The 11261-nt window shown below is 67.6% G+C and carries 9 protein-coding genes; 3 read left to right on the top strand and 6 right to left on the bottom strand.

Translation table 11 applies throughout. The annotated features are described in order from the left end of the window. Positions 1-23: 23 nt before the first annotated feature. From WT97_RS03295 to WT97_RS03320, 6 genes are read right to left on the bottom strand one after another with little or no spacing between them, the layout of a single operon-like run. The gene (locus WT97_RS03295; RefSeq protein WP_060352814.1) at positions 24-1034 is read right to left on the bottom strand and encodes a zinc-binding alcohol dehydrogenase family protein; all 1011 of its coding nucleotides are present in this window, start codon (positions 1032-1034) and stop codon (positions 24-26) included. A 22-nt stretch (positions 1035-1056) separates the two neighbouring features. After that, positions 1057-1932, bottom strand: a complete 876-nt coding sequence (locus WT97_RS03300; RefSeq protein WP_060352815.1) for an amidohydrolase — start codon at positions 1930-1932, stop codon at positions 1057-1059. Next, positions 1929-2951, bottom strand: a complete 1023-nt coding sequence (locus WT97_RS03305) for an aldo/keto reductase (RefSeq protein ID WP_060352816.1) — start codon at positions 2949-2951, stop codon at positions 1929-1931. Before WT97_RS03305 ends, WT97_RS03300 begins: the two co-directional genes overlap by 4 nt. 36 nt (positions 2952-2987) lie before the next feature. Then, positions 2988-3935: an ABC transporter substrate-binding protein gene (locus WT97_RS03310; RefSeq protein WP_059794465.1), complete on the bottom strand. Its 948-nt coding sequence runs from the start codon at positions 3933-3935 to the stop codon at positions 2988-2990. 42 nt (positions 3936-3977) lie between these two features. After that, complete coding sequence (locus tag WT97_RS03315; protein ID WP_059794468.1) at positions 3978-5009, bottom strand: ABC transporter permease; 1032 nt, start codon at positions 5007-5009, stop codon at positions 3978-3980. Continuing rightward, entirely contained in the window at positions 5002-6546 is a 1545-nt protein-coding gene (locus WT97_RS03320) for a sugar ABC transporter ATP-binding protein (protein WP_060352817.1), read from the bottom strand. Before WT97_RS03320 ends, WT97_RS03315 begins: the two co-directional genes overlap by 8 nt. A 233-nt stretch (positions 6547-6779) precedes the next feature. On the opposite strand from WT97_RS03320, the gene WT97_RS03325 reads away from it, so the two are divergent. From WT97_RS03325 to WT97_RS03335, 3 genes are all read left to right on the top strand, one after another. Continuing rightward, positions 6780-7481, top strand: coding sequence for a FadR/GntR family transcriptional regulator (locus tag WT97_RS03325; protein WP_034209092.1), 702 nt, complete (start codon positions 6780-6782; stop codon positions 7479-7481). Positions 7482-7731: 250 nt separating this feature from the next. Then, positions 7732-9837: a TonB-dependent siderophore receptor gene (locus WT97_RS03330; RefSeq protein WP_059506245.1), complete on the top strand. Its 2106-nt coding sequence runs from the start codon at positions 7732-7734 to the stop codon at positions 9835-9837. Positions 9838-10162: 325 nt separating this feature from the next. Further along, positions 10163-11119, top strand: a complete 957-nt coding sequence (locus WT97_RS03335; protein WP_060352818.1) for a mannuronate-specific alginate lyase — start codon at positions 10163-10165, stop codon at positions 11117-11119. Positions 11120-11261 lie beyond the last annotated feature (142 nt).

Raw genomic sequence — 11261 nt, forward strand, 5'->3', positions numbered from 1 at the left:
CTCCGCGTGCCGGATTCGTTCGCTCAGCATTCGACGAGCGCCTTCACGACGGTCTGCCCCGCTTCCAGCAGACGCGGAAACGCGTCCGGCACCTCTTCGAGCCGCATCCGGTGCGTGTTCAGCGCGCGATCTGGAATGCGCCCCGCGCGCATCGCGTCGAGCACCGTCGCGAAATCCTCGGCCGTCGCATTGCGGCTCGCGAGCAGCGTGGTTTCCCGTTTGTGGAATTCGGGATCCGAAAACGCGACGTGCCCGCGCACGATCGAGATCAACGTGTATTTGCCGCCATGCGCGACGAATTCGAAGCCGCGATTCATCGCATCGAGGTTGCCCGTCGCGTCGAATACCGCATCGAAATACTCGCCGTTCGTCAACGACGCGAGGTGCGCCGCATCGTCTTCCCCCACCTCCACCGCCGCATCGACCGCCAGGTGCTGGCGGCAAAACGCCAGCCGGTCGGCCCGCGTGTCGAGGCACGTGACGTCGGCGCCGCGCAGCTTCGCGAAAATCATCGCGGCCATGCCGATCGGCCCGGCGCCGACGACCAGCGCCCGCTGCCCGGCACGGACGTCGGCGCGCCGCACCGCATGCGCGCCGATCGCGAGAAATTCCAGCATCGCCGCCTGGTCGAGCGAAATGCCGTCGGCCTTGTGGACGAATTGCGCGGGGACGCTGAGGTATTCGGCCAGCGCGCCGTCGCGATGCACGCCGAGCACCTTGATGTTCACGCAGCAGTTCGTGTTGCCGTGACGGCATGCGACGCAGTGTCCGCACGACAGATACGGCATCACGTACACCGCGTCGCCGGCGCCGAGCCCCGACTCGGGTTCCGCCTCCACGACGACCGCGGAAAGCTCGTGCCCCATCACGCGCGGATAGTCGAGATACGGCTGGTTGCCGGTGAAGATGTGCAGATCGGTGCCGCAGATGCCGACGCGCTGCACGCGCAGCAGCACTTCGCCGCTGCCGCGCACGGGCAGCTCGCGCTGCTGTACGCGCAGCACGCCGGGGGATTCGCAAATCACGCTGAGCATGTCGGGTTCCTTTCGTTATGGTTCATTCGTCGTGGCGTGCTGTGTCGATCCGGTAAAAGCGGCGCGCGTTGCCGCCGAAGAGGTCGGCCAGCGCAGCGGAGCCGAGCAGCCGCGCGCAGTCGTCCTCGCATGCAGCCAGCCATTCGCCGTAGCCGCCGCACGCCGACGCCAGCCGCAACACCGGCCAGTCGCTGCCCCACATCAGGCGCGTCGGCCCGAACAGCTCGGCCAGCGCATCGACATACGGCCGCGTGCGCGCGCGCACGGCATCCGGGCCGGCCGACGGCCCGGCCTCCGTCCACAGGCCGGACAGCTTGCAATGCAGGTTCGGCAGGCTCGCGAGCCTGCGCATCGCCGACAGCCACGGCTGCAGCACGCCGCGCTCGATGAAAGGCTTCGCGCCGTGGTCGATCACGATCGGCAGATCCGGATGGCGTCGCGCGAATGCATGCAGCGCATCGAGATGGCGCGGCATCACCAGCGCATCGAAACCGAGCCGATGCTCGAGCATCGCGGCGACCGCGCGATCCAGTTGCGGATCGTCGATCCACGCGTCGTCGGGCAGATCCTGCAGCATCGGTCGCAAGCCGCGCGCCTTCGGCGCGGAGGCGAACGCCGCGATCCGCACCGGCGCGTCGTCGGCCTTCATGTCGACCCAGCCGACCACGGCGCCGACACTCGGCGTGGCGGCCGCGAGATCGAGCAGAAAGCGCGTGTCGGCTTCGCTCGGCAGCGATTGCACGAAGACGGTGGTGTCGATGCGCGCGGCATCGAGCAGCGGCGCCAGATCGGCGGGGCCGAAATCCCGGTGAATCGTGTCGAGTTCGGCCGGCGGCCAGCAGCCGGCCCGCGCGCCGATCCGCCAGTAGTGCTGATGGGCGTCGATGCGAACGGTCATGCGCGTGCTCCCGGTGCCGGTGCCGGTGCGTGCGCAGCGATGAGGCCTTCGTCGCGCAGCGCATCCCATAGTTCGGCCGGTGCGGGGCGCTCGAACCATGCGATGTTCTGCTTCAACTGGGCCACGCTGCGCGCGCCGACCACGCACGACACGACGGCCGGATGGCCGAACGGAAACTGCAACGCAGCGGCGGGAAGCGGCACGTCGAAGCGGTTGCACAGCGTGCCGAGCCGCGTGGCCTTGTCGATCACGTCGGCGCTCGCGTCCGCATAGTTAAACTTGCCGTTGCCGGCGAGCAGGCCGGAGTTGAACACGCCGCCGATCACGATGCCCGTCCCTTCACGGGCGCACGCGTCGAGCAGCGGTTCAAGCGCCGTCTGTTCGAGCAGCGTGTAGCGGCCGGCCAGCAGCACGGCGTCGAGCGCCGCTTCGTTCAACGCATCGGCCGCGACTTCCCATTCGTTCACGCCGAGACCGAACCCGCCGATCTCGCCGCCCGAGCGCAGCGCCTCCAGCGCGCGAAACCCGCCGCCGCGAGTCAACTGTTCCCAATAGTGCGCGTGACGATCGCCGTGCGTCATCGCGCCGATGTCGTGCACGTACAGCATGTCGATTCGCGCGAGCCCGAGCCGTTGCCGGCTGTCGTCGTGCGAGCGCATGATCCCGTCGTAGCTGTAGTCGTAGACCGGCCGGAACGGCAGCGGCTCGGCCCAGCCGTCGTCGCCCGGCCGCACGCTCGCGTCGGCGCGCATCAGCCGCCCGACCTTCGTGCTGAGCGTGAAGGCGCCGCGCTCGCGCGGGGCGAGCGCCGCCCCCACGCGCCGCTCGGACAGCGTGTAGCCGTAAAACGGCGCGGTATCGAAATAGCGCAGGCCGGCCGCCCACGCGGCGTCGACGAGCGCGGCGGCATCGACGGCCGACATCGGGCGATAAAGGCCGCCCAGCTGCGAGCAGCCGAGACCGAGGGCCGACATCGTCATCCCGCTGCGCGGCAAGCTGTGCGTGTCGTTTGCGTTCATGAGTCGCGACTCGATACGGGAAAGCGGCACGGCCGGTCAGTACAAGACATTCTTCGCCGCCTGCGAATCGAGGTTCTGCTTGTCGACCATCACGACGCCGGTATCGATCAGCTTCGGCGCGGGCTTGCGCGCGATGACGTCGAGCGCCGTGCGCACGCCCTGGTTCCCCATCTGCCAGGATCCCTGCACGGCGATCGCCTGCACGGTGCCGTCGCGCACGAAGCCCTGCAGATCCTCGTTGCCGTCGAACCCGATCGCCACCACCTTGCCCGCCTTGCCCGACTGCTTCAGTGCGCGGCCCATCCCGACCGCGGTCGGCTCGTTCGCGCCGAAGATGCCCTTCAGGTCCGGGTTCGCCGACAGCACGTCGGTCGTCTGGTTCAGCGCGGTCGCCATTTGCGATTGCGAGTAGTACGGACCGACGATCTGCAGTTTCGAATGGCTCTCGATATATTTGCGGAACCCGCCGACGCGGCTGACCTCGGAGCCCGCGCCCGGCACGTACGACATGATCGCGATCTTGCCGGATTGCCCGACGCGGTCGATCAGCGCTTTCGCGCACAGCGCGCCCGCCTTCTCGTTGTCGGTCGACAGGAACGCCTGGTAATACGGCTTGCCGGCGTCCGCGATGGCCGAGTCGATCAGCACGACGGGAATGTGCGCTTCCCACGCCTTCTTGATCGCGGGGACGAGTGCATCGGGGTCGGACGGCGCGAGCACGATGCCCGCAACATGACGCGTGACCGCGTTGTCGACCATGTTGACCTGCCCGCTGATGTCCGACTCGGCCGCCGGCCCCTGGAACGTCATCGTGTAGCCCTTGGCTCCGTCGAGCGCCGCCTTCGCGCCTTTCTGCACGTTCTGCCAATAATTCGAATTGACCGTCTTGACGATCACGGCGATCTCGCCGCCCGCCGCCTGCGCGCCGCTGCTGCATACCGCGAACACGCACGCCGATGCCGCCAGCAGGATGGATTTGTTCATGTCTCGCTCCGCTTCTCGTTGGTAGGGACTGCTTGCTGCCGGTCAGGGCCGGCGATTGCGCAACTGGTCGATCCACACCGTGCCCAGAATCACGACGCCGATGATGATCTGCTGGATGAAGCTCGACACGCCGTTCATGTTCAGGCCGTTGCGCAGCACGCCGATCACGAACGCGCCGATCGCCGTGCCGGAAATCGTGCCGACGCCACCCATCAGCGACGTGCCGCCGATCACCGAGCTGGCGATCGCGTCGAGCTCGTACATCACGCCCTCGTTCGGCTGCCCGGTGACGAGCCGCGACATCAGCACGCAGCCGGTCACGCCCGCGAGCGCGCCGGACAGCACGTAGGTGAACAGCTTCACGCCCTGCACGTTCACGCCCGACAGCCGGGCCGCCTCCGCGTTCGACCCGACCGCGTAGATATGACGGCCGAGCGCCGTTCTCGACAGCAGGACGGACACCACGACGAACAGCACGACCATGATCACGACCGGATACGGAATGCCGGGAAAGGTCGTGTCGGGGAACCCGTCCGCGCCGATGCGCGAGATCCGCAACAGCGCGCCGTTGCCGAGCGCGCCGAACGCGTCGCCGAGATCCGATACCGGCCGCGCGCCCGTGATCTGCAGCGCGATGCCGCGCGCGACCAGCATCATGCCGAGCGTCGCGATGAACGGCGGCAGGCCCATCTGCGTCACGCAGATGCCGTTGACGAGCCCGCACAGCGCGCCGACCAGGACGCCCGCCGCCATCGCGGCGGGCACCGGCACGCCGGCCTTGACCAGCAGCGCCGCGCACACGCCGGCCAGCGCGAGCACCGAGCCGACCGACAAGTCGATGCCGCCCGTGATGATCACGCAGGTCGCGGCCACGCCCAGATAGGCGATCGACGTGACCTGCAGGCCGACCGTCATCAGGTTGTCGACCGAGAAGAACGCCGCGCTCGAGATCGAGAACGCGAACACGAGCACGACGAGACTGCCCAGCGCCGCGAACTTCTGGATCAGGTCGCGCCGCCGCTGTCGCGCCGCCCGTTCGTCGGCCTGGCTTCGATCGGATGTCATTTCAAGCATGGGAACGCCCCGACGCGTAGTGCATGATCTCCTCCTGACTGGTGTGTTTCGTGTCGAGCAATGCGGTCAATCGACCTTCGTGAAAAACGGCGATCCGGTCGGTCATGCCGAGCAGCTCCGGCAGTTCCGAACTGATCAGCACCACGCCGACGCCGTCGGCGGCGAGCCGGTCCATCAGCCCGTAGATCGCGAATTTCGCGCCGACGTCGATGCCGCGCGTCGGCTCGTCGAAGAACAGGATCTTCGAGCCGCGGTAAAGCCATTTGCCGATGACGACCTTCTGCTGGTTGCCGCCGGACAGGTTGCGCACGCGCTGATGCACGGACGGCGTGCGAATCGCGAGGTCCTGCACGTAGCGGCGCGCCACGTTCAATTCGTCGTCGAAGCGCAGGAACCCGAGACGCGACGCGATGCCGCGCACGTTCGCGAGCGTGAGATTCGCCGCGACGGGCATCGACAGCGCGAGCCCCTCCGTCTTGCGGTCCTCCGACAGATACGCGATGCCGTGCCGGATCGCCTCGCGCGGCGAGCGGATCGTCACGGGCCGGCCGTGCAGCGCGATCGTGCCGCCGTCGGGACGGTCCGCACCGAAGATCGCGCGCGCGATCTCGGTGCGCCCGGCGCCCATCAATCCCGCGAAACCCAGGATCTCGCCGCGGCGCAATGCGAGCGACACCGGCCCGAACACGCCGTCGCGGCGCAGGTCCCGCACGTCGAGCAGCACGTCGTCCGTCGGCGCCGACTGCCGCGACGGATAGGCGTCGTCGAGCGAGCGTCCGACCATGCGCGCGACGATGTCGTCGATGCTCACGTCGGCGAAATCGTCCGTCGAGATATGGCGCCCGTCGCGCAACACCGTCACGCGATCGACGATCTGCGCCATTTCGTCGAGCCGGTGCGAGATATACAGAATCGCCACGCCGTCGGCGCGCAGTTCCTCGATGATGCGAAAGAGCTGCACCGTTTCCGCTTCCGTCAGCGACGACGTGGGTTCGTCCATGATCAGCACGCGCGCATCGAGCGACAGCGCCTTCGCGATCTCGACCATTTGCTGCTGCGCGATGGACAGCACGCCGACCTTCGTCGTCGGCGCGACGTTCAGGCCGATTCGCGCGATGCAGCGCGCCGCGTCCGCATTCATGCGCCTCGTATCGACGAACGGCCCGCGCCGCGGCTCGCGTGCGAGGAACAGGTTCTCCGCCACGCTCAGGTGCGGGACGAGATTGAGCTCCTGGTGAATGATCGCGATGCCGGCCGCCTGCGCTTCGGAGGCCGAACGAAAGCGCACCGGCGCGCCGCGATAGCGAACGACGCCCTCGTCGGGGAGGTACTGACCGCTGATGATCTTCATCAGCGTGGATTTGCCCGCACCGTTTTCGCCGCACACCGCATGCACTTCGCCGCGGCGCAGGTCGAGGCGAATGCCGTCGAGCGCCAGCACGCCCGGAAAGCGCTTGCGAATCCCTTCCAGGCACAGGATCTCCCGGTCCGCTTCGTCCTGGACGACCTGATCGGGCAGATTGCGAGGCAATGCCATTGCGTCTCCTTGGGGTGGATCGACCTCGGCATCCTCTGGTCAGTCCAATTTAGATGAATTACAGCAATCAAACCAATTTTGGTCAAGCCAATTTAACTATTCACATCTGATCTTACCAATGGTGAAAACCCGGACATCGGGATCGACGGGCCGCCACACTGGGCGAAGCGGCGCGCGTGATAGACTCCGCGACACGCGCTTGCGCCGAAAGCGCATTGATCCCACTGCATCGGATGAAATCGACAGAACCCAAGCGGCTTTACCAATCGGTCGCGGCCCAGATCGTCGCGTTGATTCGCCAGGGCGAGTTCGCGATCGGAGAGCGGCTGCCGCCGGAACGCGAGCTGGCGCTGACGCTCGGCGTCTCGCGCCCGTCGCTTCGCGAGGCGCTGATCGCACTGGAAATCGGCGGCCAGATCGAGATCCGGATGGGCTCCGGCGTGTATGTGCGCGACACGGCGGCCGATGCTGTCGGCCCGATGGCCACGCTCGGCGACAGCCCGTCGGAATTGATGCAGGCCCGCGCGGCCGTCGAAGGCAGCGTCGCCGCGCTGGCCGCCGCGCGGATGACGGCCGCGATGCTCGAGCGCCTGCGCCGCACGGTGCAGCGCATGAAGCGGCTCGCGGAGGCCGGCAAATCCCCGGTCGAAGCCGACCGGCAGTTCCACATGCTGATCGCGGAAGCCGCCGGCAATTCGGTGCTCACCCGCTTCGTCGGCGAGCTGTTCGACAGCCGCCACGACCCGATCGCGACGGCCATGCGCGGCCACGCGGAGAATCCTCAGACCTGGACCGCCGCCGTGCGCGAGCACGAGGACGTGCTCCTCGCACTGCAAGCCGGCGATCCGATCGCCGCGCAGACGGCGATCCGCGCACATCTTCGTGCGTCAGAAGCGCGGTGGATCGAAGGCGGGCTCAAAGCCGATCCGGATTGAGTGCGCACTCGCCGGCACGCGTCGGCGAGCGCGTCGTCACGCGAGGCGGGCCTGACTTCCGTCCCTGCCTTCCCCTCATTGAACGGCTGGTAACACTCCGCTTCCCTTCCCCCGCCCAATCTCGAAATTACGATTGCAAATGCCTCTCATTTGCATTAAATTGCCGCGCAAATGTACTGTTTGGAACACCGATGTCGGCGCGAGGCCGCCCGCCGTGCCCGAACGCGAAACACACCAAAAAGGGAGGAGTATGAGCAGGAGGAACTGGGCGGCCGCACCGATGGCCATCGTCGTCGGCACGGCCGGCATGGGCGCCGCCGACGCACAGGAAGCGGCGCTGCCGACCATCGAGGTGTCCGCGCAACGCGCGACGGCGCCGTTTCGCACGCGCGAATCGACGAGCGCGACGCGTAGCGAGGCGGACGTGATGGAGATTCCGTTCGCCGTCAGCAGCGTCGATACGAAGCTGATCCAGACGGTGGCCGCCACGCGCGGCGACGATCTTTATGACTGGGTCGCGGGCGTCTCGCGCCAGAACAACTTCGGCGGCCTCTGGGACAACTACGCGGTGCGCGGCTTCGCCGGCGACGGCAACACGTCCGGCACCGACTATCTGGTCAACGGCTTCTCGTGGAATCGCGGGATGAGCGTGCCGCGCGACACCGTCAACCTCGAGCGCATGGAAGTGCTCAAGGGGCCGGCGTCCGCGCTGTATGGCCGCGGCGATCCGGGCGGGATCATCAGCTACACGACGAAGCAGCCGCAATTCGCACGCGCGAACACCATCGGCGTGTCGGCCGGCAGCTACGGCGCATTGCGCCAGACGCTCGATTCGACCGGCCCCGTCACGAAATCGCTGGCGTACCGCTTCGTCGCGATGAACGAGAACAACGGCAGCTTTCGCGACACGGTGTCGAGCAAGCGCTACCTGTTCTCGCCGTCGTTCACCTGGGACATCGGCGCCGACACGACGCTCCACTACGAGTTCGAGAGTGCGCGTCAGCGCGCGCCGCTCGATCGCGGCGTGCTCGCGGTCAACGGGCAGCTTGGCGCGATCCCCGCGTCGCGCTTCCTCGGCGAGCCGCGCGACGGCGACTACGACGTGCGCAACACGGGCCACCAGTTCACGCTCGAGCATCGCATCGATTCCAGCTGGTCGATCAATGCCGGCGTCGCGCAACGCAACACCGACCTGTCGGGGCGCTCGTCCGAAGCCTTCGCATTGCAGAAGGACGGCCGCACGCTGTGGCGCCGCTACCGGCAAGTCGCGTTTCACTCGAACGACCTGCAAGGCCGCCTCGAGACGGCCGGCTCGTTCCGCACGGGCGGCATCGGCCATACGCTCGTGATGGGCGTCGATGCGTACCGCTTCAACTACGACCAGTTCGTCACCCGCTCCACACCGACCGCCGCCGCGCCGTATGCGATCGACATCTTCGATCCGGTCTACGGCCAGCCCGCGCCGACGCCGCGCACCGCGACCAACCTGCTCGAACGCGACGACGGTCAAGGCGTCTACGCGCAGGACACGCTCGCGTTCGGGCCGCACTGGAAGATCCTGGCCGGGCTGCGCTGGGATCGCTTCCACCAGTCGATCGACAACCGCCTGAAAGGCGTGACGACGAGCCAGTTGCAGACCGCGGTGAGCCCGCGTCTCGGCGTCGTGTACGAAATGAGCCCGGCATTGTCGCTGTATGCGAACACCGCGTATTCGTTCCGGCCGAACAACGGCGCCGACGTCGGCGGCCGTGCGTTCGATCCCGAAAAGGGCCGCGGCTACGAAGCCGGCGCGAAATGGGCGGGCACACGCTGGCTCACGACCGTCTCGGCGTTCTACGTCACCAAGCGCAACGTGCTTACCGCCGATCCGGCCAATGCCGGCTTCTCGCGCGCGGCCGGCGAAGTGCGCAGCCGCGGCGTCGAATTCGAATGGAGCGGCGATCTCGGTCACGGCTTGCGCGGCATCGCCAACTTCGCGTACGTCGACGCCGAGGTCACGCACGATACCGTGCTGGCGCCCGGCTCGCGCCTCGTCGACGTACCGCGGTTGAGCGGCAGCGCGCTGCTCATGTACGAGACGACCCTGCCGTTCGCGGACAAGGCCGGCGCCGGTGCCGGCGTGATCTACGTCGGGCGCCGCGCGGGCAACACCGCCAACACGCAGGACGGCTTCGAGCTGCCGGCCTATGCGACCGTGCAACTCAACGGCTATCTTCAGGTCAACAAACACCTGCGTGCGTCGGTCGTGCTGAACAACCTGTTCAATCGCACGACCTACGTCAGCTCGTACAACAGCCTGTGGGTCACGCCGGGCGCGCCGCGCAGCCTGTTCGCGTCGCTCGCCTACTCGTTCTGAGTCGCGCGTGGCGGCTGACCGGCATCGCGCGTCAGCCGCCGACCACGAACCGCGCGCCCAGCGCGAGCAGCAGCGCCGCGACGAGTGCCCACGGCATGACGAGTTGGGTGGAGAACGCCGGACGCTTCATCGGATCGGGCTGGCAGTCGAGGACGACAGAATTGCGTATTGCATGTCGCGCGCAGCCGCCACGGCTGCGACGCGTCGCGCCGACGGCCAGCCGGGCCGGATCGGCAACGGCTCGCCGTGGAAAGCTGGGCGAAAGCCCCGGGCGCTAGACTGCCTTCGGTTCGGCATCCCGCCCGAAACTTCCCCGTCGAGCCCCATGCGCGCCCTTTCCGTTCGAACCTTGTGCGCCGTCCTGTTCGCCGTCGGCACATTCGCCGGCACGGCCTCCGCCAGCCATGCATGCGAAGTGCCGCCGCCCGTGCGGACGATCGACCCGCCCGGCTACTACGACGACCCCACCGGCTATGCGCGAGACGTGAAGCCGATGCGCGACTTCGTCGCGAAGCTGAACACGGCGGCGGATCGCGGCGACTGGTCGTGCGCGTTGACGCTACTCGACGGTTGGGCGCAATCGGATGCGTTGATGGGCCCGATCTCCGGCTATCAGGGCTACTACGAACGTTCGTGGGCCGGCACCGATTTCGCGATGGTGATCCTGCGCATGCCGCACGGGTTGCGCGAAGCGAATCGCGCGGCATTCAACGCGATCGACCCGTGGCTCGAACGCATCGCGATCGCGACCCGCAATGCCGAAGCGATCAACCATCTGCACAACAACCTCGTGTATTGGGCCGGGCTCGACCTGATCGCGATCGGCACCGTGACCGACAATGCAAGCCTGATCGATTCCGGCTTGCTGCGGGTGCGCGAAGGCATCCGCGACATCCGCCCGGACGGTTCGCTCGAGCGCGAGGTCAAGCGCGGCGCCCGCGCGCTTCACTATCACACGTTCGCGCTGCTGCCTCTCGTATTCGCGGCCGAACTCGTTCAGCGGCGCAACATCGATCTCTACCGCGAAAACGACGGCGCGATCGACCGCCTCGCGAACCTCGTGATCGACGCAGTGGAAGATCCCGCGAGTTTCACGAAGATCACGCCGATCAAGCAGGACCTGTTCCCCTGGACGTTTCGCGACGAACTGAGCTGGGTCGAGCCGTACTACGCGCGCTTTCACGATCGCCGCCTGCCGGCGATCGTCGCGCCGCGCCGTCCGTTCAGCGAATGGCGGCTCGGCGGCGACGTGACGGCGGCATGGGGCGCGCCGCTGCCATGACGCGCGGCGCATCGGGCCGCGGCCGGCCGCACGGGTCGGCGATGCGCATCGCGAACGCGAGTGCTTCGGCAAGCGCGTCGGAACGCTCGCGCAGCAGCGCCGCAGTGCATCCGCGATCACTTGCCGGTAGCGCGGGTCATCC

Source organism: Burkholderia sp. MSMB1459WGS, assembly GCF_001534535.1.
In the GTDB taxonomy this organism is placed as follows: Bacteria; Pseudomonadota; Gammaproteobacteria; order Burkholderiales; family Burkholderiaceae; genus Burkholderia.

Bases quoted from the DNA above. Each gene is read 5' to 3' on its own strand.
- WT97_RS03305 (WP_060352816.1), bottom strand. From the start codon at position 2,951: ATGAACGCAAACGACACGCACAGCTTGCCGCGCAGCGGGATGACGATG.
- WT97_RS03315 (WP_059794468.1), bottom strand. From the start codon at position 5,009: ATGCTTGAAATGACATCCGATCGAAGCCAGGCCGACGAACGGGCGGCG.
- WT97_RS03310 (WP_059794465.1), bottom strand. From the start codon at position 3,935: ATGAACAAATCCATCCTGCTGGCGGCATCGGCGTGCGTGTTCGCGGTA.
- WT97_RS03335 (WP_060352818.1), top strand. From the start codon at position 10,163: ATGCGCGCCCTTTCCGTTCGAACCTTGTGCGCCGTCCTGTTCGCCGTC.
- WT97_RS03330 (WP_059506245.1), top strand. From the start codon at position 7,732: ATGAGCAGGAGGAACTGGGCGGCCGCACCGATGGCCATCGTCGTCGGC.
- WT97_RS03325 (WP_034209092.1), top strand. From the start codon at position 6,780: ATGAAATCGACAGAACCCAAGCGGCTTTACCAATCGGTCGCGGCCCAG.
- WT97_RS03295 (WP_060352814.1), bottom strand. From the start codon at position 1,034: ATGCTCAGCGTGATTTGCGAATCCCCCGGCGTGCTGCGCGTACAGCAG.
- WT97_RS03300 (WP_060352815.1), bottom strand. From the start codon at position 1,932: ATGACCGTTCGCATCGACGCCCATCAGCACTACTGGCGGATCGGCGCG.
- WT97_RS03320 (WP_060352817.1), bottom strand. From the start codon at position 6,546: ATGGCATTGCCTCGCAATCTGCCCGATCAGGTCGTCCAGGACGAAGCG.